General features: G+C 69.6%; 19 protein-coding genes. 5 read left to right on the top strand and 14 right to left on the bottom strand.

What is annotated here, in order from left to right:
• Positions 1 to 128: 128 nt before the first annotated feature.
• The 7 genes from AC07EQ_RS43195 to argH form a co-directional block, all read right to left on the bottom strand.
• Entirely contained in the window at positions 129 to 308 is a 180-nt protein-coding gene (locus tag AC07EQ_RS43195) for a hypothetical protein (protein ID WP_478393583.1), read from the bottom strand.
• On the bottom strand, positions 301 to 1,182 hold the full coding sequence (locus AC07EQ_RS43190) for a polysaccharide deacetylase family protein (RefSeq protein ID WP_478393582.1): 882 nt from the start codon (positions 1,180 to 1,182) through the stop codon (positions 301 to 303). The genes AC07EQ_RS43195 and AC07EQ_RS43190 overlap by 8 nt, the downstream gene beginning before the upstream one ends.
• 1 nt (position 1,183) lies before the next feature.
• Positions 1,184 to 2,023, bottom strand: coding sequence for a polysaccharide deacetylase family protein (locus AC07EQ_RS43185; protein ID WP_478393581.1), 840 nt, complete (start codon positions 2,021 to 2,023; stop codon positions 1,184 to 1,186).
• Between the two features lie 11 nt (positions 2,024 to 2,034).
• A complete protein-coding gene (locus AC07EQ_RS43180) occupies positions 2,035 to 2,904 on the bottom strand; it encodes an ABC transporter substrate-binding protein (protein ID WP_478393580.1) in 870 nt (289 codons plus the stop codon).
• Positions 2,905 to 2,930: 26 nt separating this feature from the next.
• On the bottom strand, positions 2,931 to 3,692 hold the full coding sequence (locus AC07EQ_RS43175; RefSeq protein ID WP_478393579.1) for an amino acid ABC transporter ATP-binding protein: 762 nt from the start codon (positions 3,690 to 3,692) through the stop codon (positions 2,931 to 2,933).
• The gene (locus tag AC07EQ_RS43170; RefSeq protein ID WP_478393578.1) at positions 3,692 to 4,606 is read right to left on the bottom strand and encodes an amino acid ABC transporter permease; all 915 of its coding nucleotides are present in this window, start codon (positions 4,604 to 4,606) and stop codon (positions 3,692 to 3,694) included. Before AC07EQ_RS43170 ends, AC07EQ_RS43175 begins: the two co-directional genes overlap by 1 nt.
• 136 nt (positions 4,607 to 4,742) lie before the next feature.
• Positions 4,743 to 6,167: an argininosuccinate lyase gene (gene argH, locus AC07EQ_RS43165; RefSeq protein ID WP_478393577.1), complete on the bottom strand. Its 1,425-nt coding sequence runs from the start codon at positions 6,165 to 6,167 to the stop codon at positions 4,743 to 4,745.
• A gap of 153 nt (positions 6,168 to 6,320) precedes the next feature.
• Here argH and AC07EQ_RS43160 point away from each other — a divergent pair, with 153 nt between their 5' ends.
• Complete coding sequence (locus AC07EQ_RS43160; RefSeq protein ID WP_397530256.1) at positions 6,321 to 6,920, top strand: helix-turn-helix domain-containing protein; 600 nt, start codon at positions 6,321 to 6,323, stop codon at positions 6,918 to 6,920.
• A 44-nt stretch (positions 6,921 to 6,964) separates the two neighbouring features.
• On the opposite strand, the gene AC07EQ_RS43155 is transcribed toward AC07EQ_RS43160, so the two are convergent.
• The gene (locus AC07EQ_RS43155) at positions 6,965 to 8,140 is read right to left on the bottom strand and encodes a cytochrome P450 (RefSeq protein WP_478393576.1); all 1,176 of its coding nucleotides are present in this window, start codon (positions 8,138 to 8,140) and stop codon (positions 6,965 to 6,967) included.
• 144 nt (positions 8,141 to 8,284) lie between these two features.
• Here AC07EQ_RS43155 and AC07EQ_RS43150 point away from each other — a divergent pair, with 144 nt between their 5' ends.
• Together AC07EQ_RS43150 and AC07EQ_RS43145 are read left to right on the top strand one after the other, a co-directional pair.
• Positions 8,285 to 8,830 carry a TetR/AcrR family transcriptional regulator gene (locus AC07EQ_RS43150; RefSeq protein ID WP_478393575.1) on the top strand — a complete coding sequence of 182 codons (546 nt, stop codon included), beginning with the start codon at positions 8,285 to 8,287 and terminating at the stop codon, positions 8,828 to 8,830.
• A gap of 189 nt (positions 8,831 to 9,019) precedes the next feature.
• Complete coding sequence (locus AC07EQ_RS43145; protein ID WP_478393574.1) at positions 9,020 to 9,496, top strand: nitroreductase family deazaflavin-dependent oxidoreductase; 477 nt, start codon at positions 9,020 to 9,022, stop codon at positions 9,494 to 9,496.
• 135 nt (positions 9,497 to 9,631) lie between these two features.
• Here the strand turns inward: AC07EQ_RS43145 and AC07EQ_RS43140 are convergent, their stop codons facing one another.
• On the bottom strand, positions 9,632 to 10,705 hold the full coding sequence (locus tag AC07EQ_RS43140; protein ID WP_478393573.1) for a DUF2867 domain-containing protein: 1,074 nt from the start codon (positions 10,703 to 10,705) through the stop codon (positions 9,632 to 9,634).
• 96 nt (positions 10,706 to 10,801) lie between these two features.
• Here AC07EQ_RS43140 and AC07EQ_RS43135 point away from each other — a divergent pair, with 96 nt between their 5' ends.
• Complete coding sequence (locus tag AC07EQ_RS43135) at positions 10,802 to 11,404, top strand: TetR/AcrR family transcriptional regulator (protein ID WP_478393572.1); 603 nt, start codon at positions 10,802 to 10,804, stop codon at positions 11,402 to 11,404.
• 8 nt (positions 11,405 to 11,412) lie between these two features.
• Here the strand turns inward: AC07EQ_RS43135 and AC07EQ_RS43130 are convergent, their stop codons facing one another.
• On the bottom strand, positions 11,413 to 11,778 hold the full coding sequence (locus tag AC07EQ_RS43130; RefSeq protein ID WP_478393571.1) for a hypothetical protein: 366 nt from the start codon (positions 11,776 to 11,778) through the stop codon (positions 11,413 to 11,415).
• Positions 11,779 to 11,897: 119 nt separating this feature from the next.
• Positions 11,898 to 12,596, bottom strand: coding sequence for an SRPBCC family protein (locus tag AC07EQ_RS43125; protein WP_478393570.1), 699 nt, complete (start codon positions 12,594 to 12,596; stop codon positions 11,898 to 11,900).
• A gap of 140 nt (positions 12,597 to 12,736) precedes the next feature.
• Here AC07EQ_RS43125 and AC07EQ_RS43120 point away from each other — a divergent pair, with 140 nt between their 5' ends.
• Positions 12,737 to 13,381, top strand: a complete 645-nt coding sequence (locus AC07EQ_RS43120; protein WP_478393569.1) for a TetR/AcrR family transcriptional regulator — start codon at positions 12,737 to 12,739, stop codon at positions 13,379 to 13,381.
• A 239-nt stretch (positions 13,382 to 13,620) separates the two neighbouring features.
• Here the strand turns inward: AC07EQ_RS43120 and AC07EQ_RS43115 are convergent, their stop codons facing one another.
• From AC07EQ_RS43115 to AC07EQ_RS43105, 3 genes are all read right to left on the bottom strand, one after another.
• Complete coding sequence (locus AC07EQ_RS43115) at positions 13,621 to 13,773, bottom strand: hypothetical protein (protein ID WP_478393568.1); 153 nt, start codon at positions 13,771 to 13,773, stop codon at positions 13,621 to 13,623.
• Positions 13,774 to 13,793: 20 nt separating this feature from the next.
• Positions 13,794 to 15,176 carry an NAD-binding protein gene (locus AC07EQ_RS43110; RefSeq protein WP_478393567.1) on the bottom strand — a complete coding sequence of 461 codons (1,383 nt, stop codon included), beginning with the start codon at positions 15,174 to 15,176 and terminating at the stop codon, positions 13,794 to 13,796.
• A 150-nt stretch (positions 15,177 to 15,326) separates the two neighbouring features.
• Entirely contained in the window at positions 15,327 to 16,511 is a 1,185-nt protein-coding gene (locus tag AC07EQ_RS43105; RefSeq protein WP_478393566.1) for a serine hydrolase domain-containing protein, read from the bottom strand.
• Positions 16,512 to 16,612 lie beyond the last annotated feature (101 nt).

Genomic DNA, 16,612 nt, shown 5'->3' with positions numbered 1-16,612 from the left:
CCATGGCCAAACCAGCCACTCACACCACCCACGGAAACGTCACAAGAGCCCAATTTCAATGGAAATCGAAGGTCCGATTTCCATTGAAATTGCGGACGACTGCACGTCGGGGTGAGTGCGGGAGGGGATCAGAAGGGCCAGCCGAGGACCGGGAGGCTCAGCGCCGAGTCCACCGCGGGGGCCAGGATGCGGTCTGCTGCGGCGGCCGAACCGAAGGGGCCGCAGGTTCCGGTGGAGTGCCAGCCCGCCTGGTTGTGCTCCTGGTAACCGCCGCAGCCGCCGAGGCGGCTTGCCGTGGGCTCAGGCATCGGAACCACCTCCGGTCAGCCGGGCGAAGACGTCGGCCGGGTGCCCGGGTTCGTTGACGGGGTGGTTCTCGCGCCACCAGTCCGCGATCTCGCTCCCGGTCGCGAACCACGTCCCGCCGGTGGCTCGGATGCGCCCGAGGAGCTCGCGGACGAGCCCGATGCGCCCGGGGGTTCCGGACACCTCCGGGTGCAGGCGGAGGACGTAGCAGAGCCCGAACCGGTGGTGCGCCTGGAATTCCCGCCACCAGTTGTCCAGCACGTCGGCGTAGCCGGCGATCCGGCACTGGCCGGCGGGCATCGGCGGGTCGAGGTTGAACACGAAGTACGGGGCGTCTTCGAGCTCGTGGTGCAGCGGGATCTCCACCGGCCCGGCGGGGTGGACGTACGGCAGGTCGTCGCCGCGCCACGACGAGGACCAATCGATTCCCGCCGCCGCCAGCGCCTCGGGGAGCCCGCGCGCGAAATCGCCCTGCGGCACGCGGAATCCCCGGGGCCGCGCACCGGTGATCCCGGCGAGCGCCTCCTGACCGGCTTCGATCGCGGAAAGCTGGCCGGCGAGGTCGAGCCGGTCGAAGTCCTCGTGCGCGAAGCCGTGATTGCCGATCTCGTGACCGGCGGCGTGGATCCGCTCCACCGGCTCCCGGTGCTCGCGGGCGTTCGCGCCCGGGACGAACCAGGTCGCCGGCACGTCGAGATCGGCGAACAACGCGAGCAGCCGGTCGACGCCGCGCGTCGCGCCGTAGCGGAACTGCGACAGCGTCTTCTCCCGCGATTCCAGCGAGGGATCCGCGGAAAGCAGGGCGAGGTCGCCGTCGAAATCCACCGTGACCGCCACGGCGCACTGCTGCCCGCGAGGCCAGGTCCGCGTCGCCATGTCACCCCTCCTCCGGAACGTCCTGCACCTCGCGGTGCCACTCGGCGATGTCGCGGCAGGTGGCGAACCACACGTCGCCCGGGCCGCGCATGTGGGTCAGTAACCGCTCAAGCAGTTGCAGTCGCCCGGGCTTGCCGATCACCTTGGGGTGGAACAGGGTCGTCATGCACAGCCCTTCGGCCCGGTGCCCGTCGAACTCGCGCCGCCAGTTGGCCAGGGTCGTCGCATAGCCGGCGATGCGATCCTGCCCGGCCGGGAAGTCCGGTCTGCGGTGGTACGCGAGGTACGCGTAGTCATCGAGCTCCCAGCGCGCCGGAATCTCCACCAGCGGCGACGGCCGCCCGTCGATGCGGTGCCGGTAGGGCCGGTCGTCGCCGCGCATCGAACTGGAGTAGCGGAACCCGTGCTCGACCAGCAGCCGCGGGGTGTCGACGGCCCAGTCCCCGGACGGCGTGCGGTAGCCGACCGCGGGCGCGCCCAGCACGTCCGCGAAGATCTCCTGACTGCGCTGGAGCACCCGCCGCTGCTGGTCGGTGCCGAGATCGCGGAACGACTCGTGCCGGTAGCCGTGGTGGGCGACCTCGTGGCCGCGCGCCACGACGTCCTGGCAGCGCTCCGGCCAGGTCTCCACGACCCAGGCCGGGATGAAGAACGTGGCCGGGACACCGGCGGCGTCGAGGAGGTCGAGGATTCGCGGCAGCGCCCGCCACGGGCCGTACGAGCCGAGGGTGAAGTACTCCGGTTTCCGCCAGATGCTGCCGTCGAGCATGGCGGCCCCGGTCGGCCCGTCGAGGTCGAAGGCGAGGGCGACGGCCACCCGGGCGCCGCCCCGCCAGACCAACCGGCCACCGCTCACGGCTTGACGCCGTTGACCACCGGCCGGGTGGCCCCGTAGCCGAGGCCCCACTTGTCCAGGATCGACTGGTAGGAGCCGTTGTCGACCACCGCGGTCAGGGCCTTCTGCACCGCGGCGGCCATCTGCTGGTCGCCCTTCTTGACCACCACGCCGAAGGGCTTGCCGGGCAGCGGTTCCAGGACGGTTTCGAACTTCGCCGGGTCCTTCTTCTCGAAGAACGCCAGGTTCTCGCCGCTCTGCACCGCGACGTCGGCGCGGCGCTGCTCCAGCTGCAGGCGGGCCGCCGACCCGGAGTCGGTCGGCAGCAGCTCGATCGGCGGGAGTCCCTTGCCGCCGCACGTTTCCGCGTCGTACTTCTGCACCATCAGGTAGTAGTCGGTCTTCTTGCTCACCGCGAGCTTCCTGCCGCACAACGATTCCGGCGAGGCGAACTCCGCGGCGCGCTCCTGCAGCGAGTAGAACTGGGCGCGGGAGAGGAAGTAGTCGACGAAGTCGACCGTCTTCTGCCGCTCGGTGGTGTCCGACAGCCCGGACATGACGATGTCGACGCGGCCGGTGGCCACCGAGTTGAGCAGCTGGTCGAAGGGCTGCTCGACGAACTCGGCCTTGACGCCGAGCTGCTGGGCCATGGCGTTGGCGATCTCGACGTCGACGCCGACCACCTGACCGGTCGCCTCGTCGCGGAACTCCATCGGCGGCAGGTCCGGGGACATCCCGATCCGGAGCGTCCCGGACTGCGCCACGACATCCGGCAACCCGCTGTTGTTCGATGCGCCGGTGTTGGTGCTGCCGCCCGCGCAGCCAGCCGTGCCGAGCAGCCCGGCGAGCAGCGCGGCGGTGAGGACCTTGGGGCCTTTTCGAAGCATGACTACCTCGCTCGAAGAATCGGGGGTCAGAGAACCCGCTGCAGGAATGCCTGGGTGCGGGGGTGTTCGGGGTGGTCGAGCACTGCCCTGGGCGCGCCGATCTCGACGATCGCGCCGGCGTCCATGAACGCGACCCGGTCGGCGACCTCGCGGGCGAAGCCGATCTCGTGGGTCACCACGATCATCGTCAGGCCCGACTTCGCCAGGTCCTTCATCACTTCGAGGACCTCGCCGACCAGCTCGGGGTCCAGCGCCGAAGTGGGTTCGTCGAACAGCAGCAGGGACGGCTCCATCGCCAGCGCCCGCGCGATCGCCACCCGCTGCTGCTGGCCGCCCGAGAGCTGCCGCGGATACGCATCGCGCTTGTCGGCCAGCCCGACCCGGGCCAGGAGCCCCTCGGCCCGGGCGACGGCCGTGGCCTTCGTTTCCCGCTTGACCTGGACCGGGCCCTCGATCACGTTCTCCAGCGCGGTCAGGTGCGGGAAGAGGTTGAAGCGCTGGAAGACCATGCCGACGGACTGCCGCTGCCGGGCGACCGACCGCTCGTCCAGCTCGTGGAGCTTCCCGCCGCGCGGCTCGTAGCCGATGACCTGGTCGCCGACCCAGATCCGGCCCCGGCTGATCTGCTCCAGGTGGTTGATGCAGCGCAGGAAGGTGCTCTTGCCCGACCCGGAGGGCCCGAGCAGGCACAGCACCTCGCCGTCGGCGACCTCCAGATCGATGCCCTGGAGGACCTGCAGGTCGCCGAAGCTCTTGTGCACGCCCTCGGCCCGCACCAATGCGGTCATCACGCACCTGCTTTCTGCCGCAGCACGGCTGCCCGCAACCGCTGCAGCGGGGTGGGCGGCAGCGCACGGCTCGTGGCACCGCGCGCGTAGTGCCGTTCGAGGTAGAACTGCAGCGCGGACAGCACCGACACGGCGGCCAGGTACCAGACGGCGCAGACGATGAGCAGCTCCATGATCCGGTTGTTGACGAAGTAGATGTGCTGCGCCTCCAGCACGATCTCGGTGACGCCCACGGCCGACGCGAGCGACGTCGTCTTCAGCATGCTGATCGTCTCGTTGCCCACCGGCGGGATGATCACGCGCATCGCCTGCGGCAGGACGATCCGCCGCAATGCCTTCAGCCGCGTCATCCCGATCGCCCGCGCCGCCTCGAGCTGACCCTCGTCGACGGACAGGATCCCGGCGCGCACCACCTCGCTGGTGTAGGCGCCCTGATTGATGCCCAGGCCGAGCGCGGCGGCGACGAACGGCGTCACCAGCTCGACCGTGCGGCCGGTGTAGATGCCCGGGATCGAGACCACCGGGAAGATCAACGCCAGGTTGAACCACATCAGCAGCTGCAGATACACCGGGGTCCCGCGGAAGATCCACACGTAGACCCAGGCGACGCCGCTGGTGATCGGGTTCTTCGACAACCGCATCACCGCGACGACGACGCCGAGGACGATCCCCAGCACCATCGCCACGATCGTCAGGACGACCGTCAGCACCAAGCCCTTGAGCAGCACGGGTGCCGCGAGGTATTCGCGGACCACCGGCCACTCGATCTGCGCGTTGGCGAAGGAATGCGCGAACCAGGCGACCCCGGCCAGCACGACGACCGCGGCGACCCAGCGGCCGAAGTGCTTGCGCGGCACCGTTTCCCAGTCCGCGCCCGCCGTCGCCGCGGGCTCGGCCTGGTGCAGCGGGCTCATGACTGGTCCGCCTCTCCGCGATTCACAGTGGCGGTTGCGTTCAGCTCAATCTCCCGTTGCGTGGTTTCTCGTGGCTGGTTTGCGTCACGGTCCCCTGGGGTGCGGTTGAGGAGGGCTGAGGTTGACACAGGGCTACTCATGACCTCGGCCCCTCGTACGCGGCGGACCACGCGCGCTGCGCGGCCGTGACGGCCGTCAGCCGGTCGATCTGCTCGACGACCCGGTCCGGAGCGGTACCGCCGTAGCCGATGCGGGCCGCCACGGCCGCCTCCGGCGTCAGCCGATCCCGCACCGCCGGCGTCAGCCGCTCGTCCACGGACCGCAGGTCGGCGTCCGTCACCTCCTCCAGCTCGATGCCGCTGTCCTCGCACAGCTGCACCAGAGCGCCGGTGACCTCGTGCGCCTCGCTGAACGGAACCCCTTGCTCCGCAAGCCAATCCGCCACCTCGGTCGCGAGGGTGAACCCGTCGGTGGCCTGCTCGCGCAGCACGTCCACGTCGACCCGCATCGTGCGCACCATGCCCGCCATTGCGGGCAGCACCAGCGCCAACGTGTCGACGCTGTCCAGCGCGGCCCGCTTGTCCTCGGCGAGGTCGCGGTTGTAGGCCAGCGGCAGGGACTTCAGCACCGCCATCAACCCGGCCAGGTCGCCGAGCAGGCGCCCCGCCTTGCCGCGGGCGAGCTCGGCGATGTCGGGGTTCTTCTTCTGCGGCATGATCGAACTGCCGGTGGAGAACCCGTCGTCGAGCACGACCCAGCCGAACTGCCGCGAGGTCCACAGGCAGACCTCCTCGCCCAACCGCGACACGTTGACCGCGAGCATCGAGGTGGCGAACAGGAATTCGGCGACGTGGTCGCGGCTGGCGACGGCGTCGATGGAGTTCTCGCACGGCGCCGCGTATCCGAGCTCGGCGGCCGAGAGCTCCGGTCGCACCGCGACGGAGGAACCGGCCAACGCCGCCGCGCCCAGCGGTGAGCGGGCGCTGCGCCGGTCCCAGTCCTGCAAGCGCTCGACGTCCCGGGAGAAGGACTGCGCGTGGGCGAGGAGCTGGTGGGCGAACACCACCGGTTGCGCCGGCTGCAGGTGCGTGAACCCCGGAGCGATCGACCGGACGTGCTGCCGCGCCTGCGCGATCAGGGCGTCCTGCAGGTCGGCCACCTCGGCGACGATCGTGCGCACCCGGTCCCGGAGGAACAGGCGCAGGTCGTTGGCGGCCTGGTCGTTGCGCGACCGGCCGGCCCTGACCTTGCCGCCGAGCGGCCCGAGCCGCTGGAGCAGGACCCGCTCGATGAAGGTGTGCACGTCCTCGTCGTCCGGCGTCGGCGCGACCCGGCCGGCGCGGACGTCCGCGTCCAGCTCGTCGATCGCGGTCAGCACGGCCGTGCACTCGGACTCGTCGAGGATGCCCCCTCGTTGCAGCTCGCGGACGTGGGCCCGGGAGCCGGCGAGGTCGTAGGGGGCCATCCGGAAGTACGACGGGTCGGATCGGGAGAGATCGGTCAGCGCGGGATCCGACGGCGTGCGAAACCGCCCGCCCCACAAGCGAATCGTGTCAGCCAATGTCCCATCGCCCTTCCCCTGTGCGCCAAGTAACGGGGAGCGTGGCTCCGCGAACACCCGAAGTCAACACTTGTTTTTCATAGGAAACACAGGTTTCATGGGTGCGCGGATGGCAACCTGGAACTCCAGCCCGAGAGCAAGGAGTCCTGACCCGTGGCAGGTACCCACAAGGCACCCACCGGCGAACAGCGCGGCGAAGGCATCGGCGCCCAGCTGAAGGCCATCCGGATGTCCAGGCGCAAGACGCTCGCCGAACTGGCGGAGCGCAGCGGCCTGACCAAGGGCTATCTATCCAAAGTGGAGCGCGATCAGGTCAACCCGTCGGTGGCGTCGCTGATGCGGCTCTGCGAGGCGCTGGAGGTCTCCGTGTCGACCTTCTTCGCCGCCGCCGCGGGCGAAGTGGTCCGGCACGACGCCTACCCGTCCATCCGCTTCGGCGGCGAAGGCATGCACGAGTACCTCCTGACGCCCGAAGGCGAGCGCCGAGTGCAGGCGATCCTGAGCGTGATCGGCCCCGGCGGCGGCAGCGGCGACGAACCTTACGTCCTGCCCACCGGGGTCGAGTTCGTCTTCGTGCTCGAAGGCCGCCTCCGCGTCGCCCTCGCCGGGGAGGAGATCACCCTGGAAACCGGCGACGCGCTCACCTTCGCCGGGGACACCGCGCACACGTTCACCAGCGTCACCGACGACGGCAGTCCGACCAGGGTCCTCTGGGTCCTCGCCCCGGCGCTCACGACGCCGAAGACCGGCTGACCGACGGCGGGCGCGCCGCTAGGCCGGACTTGCCGGCCTGGTGCTCACCAGGTCACCGGGAGTGCGATCAGTCCGCCGGTGAGCACGTCCCGGCGCAGTGCCAGCTCCTCGATGGGAACGGCCGGCCGCATCGTCGGGAACCGGGGAACCAGCTGGCCGAACACCGCCTGCAGTTCGATGCGGGCCAGCGGGGCGCCTATGCAGTACCGCGGGCCGTGGCCGAATGCCAGGTGGCCGACCGTCCCGCGGGTGATGTCGAAGCGATCGGGATCGGAGAAGACGGTCTCGTCGCGGTTGGCCGCCCCGGAGTGAAGCAGCACCAGGTCTCCCCTGTGGACGGTCGCGCCTTCGATGTCGAAGTCGGTCCGGGCGTAGCGGGGAATCCCGTCGCCGCCCCGGCCAGGGGCGCGCAGGACTTCCTCCACCGCGTTCGGCACCAGGCCGGGTTGTTCCAGCAGCGTCCGCCACTGCGCCGGGTCGGCCAACAGCAGCAGGGCGCCCATGCCGATCTGCACGACCGTGGTCTCGTGTCCGGCGAACAGCAGGGCCATGGAAAGCATGGCGATCTCGTCATCGCCCACCGAGTCGGTGGCGCACAGCCGGGAGATCATGTCGTCGCCGGGATCCCGGCGCTTGCGGGCGACGAGCTGCCGGCCGTAGGCGAACAGGTCGGCGAGCCCCTGTTCGGAGCGCGTCCGGTCGGTGACGTCGGCCGCCGCCTGCGTCCACGCGCGGAACTGGTCGCGGTCGTCGTAGGGCACGCCGATCAGTTCGCAGATCACCAGGATCGGAAGCGGGAGCGCGAGCGCGGCGTGCAGGTCCGCCGGTGGGCCTTGTTCGGCCAAGCCGTCGAGCAGCTGGGCGGTCAGCGCCTCGACGCGGGCCCGCAGCCGGCGCATCTGCCTGGGCGAGAAGTGCGGCTGCAGCAGCGTGCGCATCCTGGCGTGGTCGACCTGCTCGGTGTCGAAGTCGCCCTGCGGACCGCCGAACAGTGCGGACTCCCCGGTGCGGGATGCGTGTTCCGGTGCGGGATGTGAGCGCCCGAGCCGCTCGTCGGCGAGCAGCCGGCGCACCAAGGCATGGCTGGTGACCAGCCATGCCCTGTCGCCGACCGCGGTGCGCACCTCGTGCACCGCGCGCCGTGACTGCAGGTCGCGCAGCTGCGGCGCGACCTCCAGCGGATGCCGCTGTTCGAACGGCAACTGGATCGGAGCGATCATGACACCCCTATATTTACCCAAGGTTGTATACACTGTCATAAATAAATGTAGATGTTGACTTTAAAGTCAACAAGAGGGGTGGCGACGATGGCGGGCCGGACGACTGGAGCAGCGGCGTCGGGAACTGCGACGCCGACGCGGCGCATGCCTCGGGCGCAGCGGCGTGCACAGATCCTGGAGGCGGCCACCAGATCGTTCGCCCGCGGTGGCTACAGGGCGACCGGCCTCGACGACGTGGCTGCCGAAGCCGAAGTCAGCCGCATGATCCTCTACCAGCACTTCGACTCGAAGGCCGACCTCTACCGGGCCGTGCTCGACCGCGCCTGCGTCCGGCTCACCGAGGCCGTCGGCGACGACGATTTCGACGACACCAGCATCCCCGCGCTGCTGCGGGCCGCGGGTGCGGATCCCGACGGGTTTCGGCTGCTGTTCCGCCACGCGGCCCGCGAACCGGAATTCCGGGACGTCGTCGACGCGATCCGAACCGCGTCGACCGAGATCGCCGAGCGACACGTCAGCGAGGTGATCCCGGAAGGCCCGTGGCGCGGCTGGGCGGCGCGGCTGGTCCCCACCGTCGCCCACGAAGCGATCATCGCCTGGCTGGACGCCGGTCAACCCGACCCCGAGCACGCCGCCGACCGGATCGCTCGAGCGATCCACGCCGTGATCCAGGCCGCCCAATCCCGCTGAACCCGGCAGGGAGGGCGGCGAACAGGCTCGGGCCTGCTCGCCGCGCATACCTCCCAACGTCCGAAGGTGACGCCGCGCGTGCCCGTGCCGGGGGTGTCGCGCCTATCATCTGCCGGACAGGGCCCCGGCCCCGAAACCGGCGAAGGCATGCCTGGCGAATCAACCGGCCGAGAGCCGACGGGAGTGAGCATGGCCGTGACCGACCGGAAACCGCGTGGTGCGCTGCGCATCCTGCTGCGCGCGCCGATCTGGCTCTACCGGGCGAGACTCGGGTGGCTGGCCGGGCACCGGTTGCTCTACCTGGCCCACCGGGGCCGGCGAACCGGCGCCCGGCGGGAAGTGGTCGTGGAAGTCGTGGGCTACGCCCCGGAGGTCCCGGAGGTCGTGGTGGTGGCGGCGTGGGGCAAGAACCCCGACTGGTACCGGAACATCCAGGCGGCCCCGGCCATCGAGGTGCGCCTCGGCGCACGCCGATGGCCGGAGCCCGACCACCGCTTCCTCGAAGCCCGGGAGGTCCAGAAGGTCCTGCTGGCCTACCAGAAGGCCCACCCGAAAGCCTGGAAGCGCCTGGCACCGCTCCTCGGATTCCCGGCAGCCCCAACAGACCCCCGCTGGCCCGAGGTAGCCGAAACCACCCGCGCAATGGCATTCAAACCCTCCCGCTGAACACAGCGGGGACTTCCGTCGGCGTCGACGCGGTCGCCCGCCTTCCACGGCCCATGGCGATGAGGGCAGCCTGTATCGGCGCCGTCTTCATCGATGCGCGGAATATGGTCCCGCTGTCCGTGGGAGTGGGCCGGTCTACCGCCGGGCAGCCCGGACAGTCGCTTCGGCGTCGCGGAGGAGTCCGGGGGCGAGACGGCGGTGGACAGCGGCGAGTGGGGGCCACCAGATGCGGCCGAAGTGCCGGCTGTAGTGCACGACGGTGGCCAGCGATACACGTCCTGGGGGCGTGCTGATGAGGAGGTTGCCGGTCAGGAACCAGGAGGCGGCCTCGAGTCGGATCCAGTCCTCGCCGCGTTCGGCGATCCGCCATCCGGCGATGGTGTCCGGTGATGGCCCTCGGCTGAGGCGCATGCTGAGAAGGCCGCGCCAGATCAGCCGTTCGGCGAGGGTGGGTACGTCTCCGAACATCGCTCGGGCCCACTGCTCCGGGGTCGCGGTCACGTCGGTGGCGAGGGTGAACATGTCGACGTAGTCGATGCCGGGCACCGAACCGAGGGCGAGGACGGGTGCGGGGACCTCGCGCGTCCCGACCGCGCGCTCGACTGCGCCGGTGCCCTGCGGACGCGGGAGGTCACGCTCTCGCCATGCGCGTTCCCATTGCCGGGTCAATGCTGGATAGACGATGAGGTAGCGAAACGGCCTGATGGCAGCCAGGTAGAGCCGTCCGAGTAAGCCGTTGGGTTTGACCAGGACCGCCATCCGTAGTTCGTGTTCACCGCGGTCGGTCGGCACCCACCCGAGGTGCATGACCGAGTGAACGGTCTTGTTCGCCAGCTCTTCGGCTGATTCGTTGCCCAGTACGTAGACCGGGGTGAAGGGGTCGTCGTCGGGGTCCGCGCTGCCCGTGGTGTTGCGAAGGTCGTGCGGCAGGCACTTGCGCAGCGATCGGACCCGCATTGCGGTGCCGGCCTCGGGCTTGTCCCACCCGAAGAGGGCTCCGAGCTTGAAGCGCACCGCGAACAGGAACCGGCTCAGCCCCGGCTGCTGCTCGGGTCTGCCGTTCGCGTTGATCGCGGCGAGCATCGCGGGGAAGTCGTCCGGTCCGGCACCCGGAGTGCGGAAGGCCCACACATCTTCCAGTTGGAAGCCGCGGGTGAGTTCGTGAATCCGCCACGGCTGGTCGGTGTGCGCCGCGCCAGGAAGCTTCATTCCGTCGCTCCATCCGATATACGATGGCGTATAGATCAAGACCAGTCCGTTTATACGGTTCCGTATAAACGGCTACAAGGTGAGGCAGGACACACCGTGGGCGCTACCCGTACTCCGCGCGAGAGGTGGATCGAGGCGGGACTCGAGGCTCTATCCGACGGTGGCCCGGAAGCTGTCCGCGTCGAAGCGCTGGCCAAACGCCTGGGCGTCACCAAGGGCGGCTTCTACGGATACTTCGCCGACCGCGAGGCGCTCCTCGAAGCGATGCTGGACACCTGGGAACGAGAAAGCACCGACGACGTGCTCGAACGCATCGAACACGAGGGTGGCGACCCGAAGGCCAAAATTCGCCGCGCGGGCGCGCTCACCCTCTCGGACGACCGCCTGCTCCCCATCGACCTGGCGATCCGCGACTGGGCGAGACGCGATGCGGCGGTCGCCGAACGACTCCGGCGAATCGACAATCAGCGCATGGCCCTGTTGCGCGACATGATCGGCACCTTCTGCTCCGACCCCGACGAGATCGAAGCCCGCAGTCTTCTCGCATTCTGCGCGGCGATCGGCGCGCACTTCCTCACCGCCGATCACGGCGATCGCACCCGCACCCAGGTCCTCGCACGTGCCGCCGATCTGCTGCTCGACATCACCCACCCGGAATCTTTGCCACAGCGACGGGGAAGAGGGGACCGTAGGGGTTGAACGACGAGCTAAGCGGGTGCTCCGGAGCGGGATGAAGTCCTGTGCCTGCGGTGGTTGGCCATGGCGACCGCGATCGCCGTGGCGATCACGAGGGCCGCGAAGGCCGGGTTCATGTCCTTGGACAGGCTTGGTGCTCGGTCCGGTCCGATCGCCCAGAGGGCTAGGGGTATTGCGTAGACCGCCGCGAGTGCGGCGGCCCACCACCGGAGTGCTCGGAGGCGCGTGTCGCTCAGGGTGCCGATCAGCACGAGCGCGACCGGGACCACCGCCACCATGGCGAACTGGCCGGTGATCAGGACCGGCGTGGCCCACGCCGAGATGGTGACGAGCCTTGCGGCGGGGAAGTGGTTGCGGTGCGGTGTTGCGGTGACCATTCGTCTTCTCCTGGGGTCGAGGCGCAGCGCGTGGAATCCGTTGCTATGCAACGAAGTTCGCGTTGACCTGTCGGTCATGCGTGCGGCGCGGGTTCTTCGGCGTGGTCGCCGGGGTCGGGTCAGGCGTTGTCCGTCGGGTTGAAGTGGCGGGCCTCGGCGGTGGCCTTGAGGGCTGCCAGCCATGCCTCCAGGCCCTTTCCGAGGTGATCGGTCGCGAGGGGCACGTCGGCGTCGACCTGCGGGCCGGTGTGGGTTTCCTCGGTGCGCACCAGGACGCCGCCGTTGACCTCGGTGAAGTTCCAGACGTGGACGCCGTCGATGTGCAGTCCTTCGCCGATCTCGGGCCCGGTCCAGCGGATGCACTTGTTGTGCTGCAGCTGCTGGACGGTGGAGGTGATGGCCAGCGTCGTGGCTGGGCTGACCGGGCTGACCGGGGTGGGCGGGACCGGCGTGGTCCACCGGAACTGCGAGTTCTTCTGGAACCTGCCCGGGTCCAGGCGCTCGGCGGTGGTGACGGGCTCCTGCCAGGACGGCCAGTTCTTCACGTCGGTCTGCAGCTCCCAGACCGTGCGCAGCGGTGCCTTGATGAAGGTCTCGGTCCGGTACCGGACCTCGGCGGTGGGATCGACACCCTCGCCCTGGCAGGTCAGCGAAGTCGGGTCGGCTGCGTGACCGCCCGTGGCCGCCAGGGTGGGGATGACGATGGCGCCGAGGATGCCGGCGGCCAGCGGGATCGCGACCAGTGCGGCACGTGCACCACCTCGGCGGCGGGGCCGGGCCTGCGGGTTCGGCGAGGTGCTCGAGTGGATGCCGGACATGGTTCTCCTCCTCGTTGAACACGAGATAGTTAGTAGTACTCGCTTGAGTTAGAAGCTATAACTACTCAAACTGAGTGTCAATAGAGAAAGTGATAACCTCTAACTAGAGTTGATGGCGCTGCGGCGGGAGGGTGACTGCGATGGGTACGGGCGGTACGAGCCCGCGGGAGCGCTACCGGGCCCAGGTGCACGCGGAGATCAAACAGCGCGCGTGGGAGCAGGTGGCCACGACCGGCGTCTCGGCGTTGTCCCTCAACGCGATCGCCAAGCGCATGGGGATGAGCGGCCCCGCGCTGTACCGGTATTTCGCCAGCCGCGACGAGCTGCTCACCGAACTCATCCGCGACGCCTACCGAAGCCTCGCCGACGCCGTCCTGGCGGCTGCCGGCTCCGGCGCCGACGTGGCCGGGCTGGCGCACGTCGTGCGGGACTGGGCCCTCGCGGACCCGCAGCGGTACTTCCTCCTCTACGGCACGCCCGTTCCCGGCTACCACGCGCCGGAGGACACCGCGAAGATCACATCCGAGATGATGGCCGTGCTGATCGACGCCCACACGGCTGCGCTCTCCGCGGAGGCCCCGGCGACACCGTTCGACGCCAATCTCGAAGAACACCGCCATTGGGCCGACGACTCGGCGCCGACCGCGGCCCTCCGCAAGTCCCTGGCCTTCTGGACCCGCGTGCACGGCGTCGTCTCGCTCGAACTCGCCGGGCACTTCAACGGAATGGGATTCGACCCGGCCCTGCTCTTCCAGCAAGAACTGGACGAACTGCTGGCGCACTGACCACGGCCGCGCCACCGGTCGTCCTCCGTGGACTGCAAGAACCTGTCCTGCTGTCCGGCTCCTAGGCCCCTGTCGGGCGTGTCCATGCGGAAGTACGGGTAGCCTCACCGCGCGGCCGCGATGGTGGGCGCTGCCCGCGATCTTCACATCGGCTCTTCGCGGCTAGGGCGCCTGGGCGAAGCCGGCCATGCAACTCGATCATCCCGTGTGGACATTCGATTGCCCTCGGCGGCCGGACGTCAGTTGTAGCCCAGGATCAGGTGGCTCTCTTCGTGGTCGTAGAACGTCGCTTCGGGGTTCTCCTGGCGCGGCGTCGATTCCGGCTTGGTGTCGGTCGCACCGCCCGCCGAGGCGGGATTCGTCGCGGTGTCTACATGGGACTGCTGGGGCATCGTATTGACCTTCCTCGACTTCAGTTCGCGGAAATGGTGACGTTCTCGATGGGACGGGACGCCCATTGCGCGAGGTCGACCACGAGGTCGTCGTCGAACAATGCGCAGGTGCGGTCGAGCAGGGTGAAGACGCTCAGCGGTTTCAGGCCGAGCAGCCTTGCTGCGACGAACGGGCCTGCGATGCGGGTGACGTCGCATACCGCGCCGATGCGGAACAGCGATTTGGATTCGGCCGTGACGTCGTCTCCTCCGGCACGCAGCACGATTCGCAGCTGAGGTGCGACGGCTCGGGCCGTGACGGCGACGGCGATGTTCTCCAGACCGTCGGACGAAACCGCCGCCAGCGCTCTGGCTTTTGGCAAGGCGAGGCGTTGCAGCAAGAATCGGTCGCCGCCCCGGCCCAGGACCACGGGGATGCCGAGCTCGCGGGCCAGCGGCAGGCACGGTGCGTGGCGGTCTCGTTCGACGGCCACGACGGGGATCCCCATCGCTTGCAGTTCGCAGCACAGTCGTAGTGCGACCTGCCCGAGGCCGACGATCACGACGTGGTTGCGGCGTGGCACCGCGCGGGAGCCGACGATGCCGGTGAGCCGTCGCGACATGAGCCGGTCCACGAAGCCCGCGGTGAACATCGCGGCGAATGCGAGCACGGCGAGCATGGACGTCGCGGAGAGCAGCTTGTACCAGTCGGGGGCGTGTTCGATGGCGGGGGAGGAGCCGACGGTGGTCAGGGTGCGGGTGGCGTGCCAGATCGCGTCGGCCCAGTGCTCGTGCAGGACGGTCCAGGCCAGGGTGCTGTCGAGGGCGAGCACGAGGAGCAGGCCGGCGAATCCGGTGAGCATCGCTCGTGATGAGGTCTCCACCGGCCGGAATTGGCTGCGGAGCAAGTGGAATCGGCTTCGCCACCGCGCGGGCCGATGCGGCGTCCGGCTGACCCGGGTCCCGTCGGCGGTGTGTTCGACGGCCAGGAGCTGGTCGCCCGAGCGTTGGAGGCTGGCGAGGTTCGGTGTGACGCAGGTGCCCAGCAGTGCCGGCACGATTGCGTCCGTCATCCCGAGCACGGTGCAGTTCGGGACGGAGCGGGTGAGTTCGTCCGCGACCGTGCGGTCGAAGATCGTGACGACCAGCCGTACTCCGGGTGCGAGATGTTCTACGAGCAGGGCGTAGCGCAACGCCACGATGTCGTTGCGGGACACCACGGCCACGCCGTCGACGGAGTCCGGCAGTCGGCGTCGCAGCTCGTCGTCGTCCGGCCGGTGCAGGCGGTCGACGTGGTTCCCCCAGCGCTGGGCGTGGTCGGCCACCGATCGGCCCAGGTCCTCGTCGTCGCCGATGACGAGGAGAGTGCGGCCTGTCGGCGGCGCTACCTCGTGCTCGGGCGGGGGGCCTGCGTGGTTGACCATCGATCCGTTCACCGTTCCGTCGGCGCGAGCTCGGGAAGATGTTCCGGAAGATTAAAGTTTCAGCGACCACGAGAAGCTTGTTCGATCGGCCATCTTTGCCCGCACCCGGCTGTCCGGTCGGACAAGCCCCTGCGGCGCGACGACCCGCCGTCAGGTCCCGTCGGCCAGGTGGGCGCTGATCGCCTCGAACATCCGCAGCGACGCGAGGTGCTTCCACCGTTCCAGCGGCGCAGGCCAGCTGGAGAGCTTCACGCCCACCACGTCGTTCGCGCGGTCGAGGTAGACGAGTTGACCGTGGATGCCCAGGCACAGCGCCACATCGCCGCCCGCCTTGGGGAACCAGAACTTGCTGCGGTAAGTCCCGCCCGGCAGCCCGTGCGCATCGGCGGACGGGGCGAAGGACTCCGCCCCGTCCGGTGCGCCGGTGAAGATGTCCGCCACCCACTGCGCGGGCACCACCTGCTCGCCGGTGAGCGAGGTCCCGCCCGCCAGGATCATCGCGCCGAAGCGGGCGACGTCGCCGAGCGTCGCGCAGATCCCGCCGTCGAACATCCCGGTGCCCTCGGAGTCCACGGCGATGAAGGCGTCGTGCTCCGCGCCCAGCCGCGACCAGAGCAGATCCGATGCCAGCCGGGGGAAGCGCTCGCCGGCCGCGGCCTCGCAGACCCAGCCGAGCACGTCGGTTTCCGCGCTGCGGTACTCGAACCGGCCACCGTGCGGGCGATCCTGGCGCAGGGTGGGGAGGAACGCCTTGAGCGACGCGGGGGAGTCCGCGCTGCGCCTCGGCACCCACCCGACGGCTTCGTCGAGGTGCCCCACATCCGAGTCCGGGTCGAGGTAGTCCTCGCAGAACGCGACGCCGCTGCGCATGTCCAGCAGGTGCCGCACGGTGGCACCGGTGTACCCGCTGCCGGCGAGCTCGGGCACGTAGGCGGCCACCGGGGCTTCGGGGTCGACGAGCCCGCGGCCGACCAGCGCACCGACCACCGTGGACACCAGCGATTTGCTCACCGACATCAGGAGGTGGCGCGTCGCCGGGGTCATCCCGCCGGCGTATTCCTCGGCGACCACCCGGTTGCGGTGCAGCACCATCCAGCCGTCGGTGTCGCTGGCACCCACGATGCCGGCCACGGTGCGGGTCGATCCGTCGTCGAGGGCCACGTCGAGACCGGCGAGGTCGAGCGGGCTGCGCTCCAACTCGGCCGCCGGGCCGCCGCGGGAGATGGCGGCGGTGGGGCCGACTTCGTCCAGGTGCTGGAACGACCAGCGGATGAGCTCCGGTGCCTGCCAGTTCTCGAAGGTCACGGGGACGGACGGGCGGTCCGCTGCGCGCATGTCGAATCCTAATCAGTTCTGGGAGTGAGCCATCCGGCAAACTCCTGTTGGTAGCCGGCCGGTAGGTGAGCACTTCGTTTTCCTGGACGCCTGAGTCCTGC

The sequence above is a fragment of the Saccharopolyspora sp. NPDC045839 genome (assembly GCF_056431645.1).
Note: the sequence above shows the minus strand (reverse complement) of the source record. Positions and strands in the feature narration are given on the sequence as shown.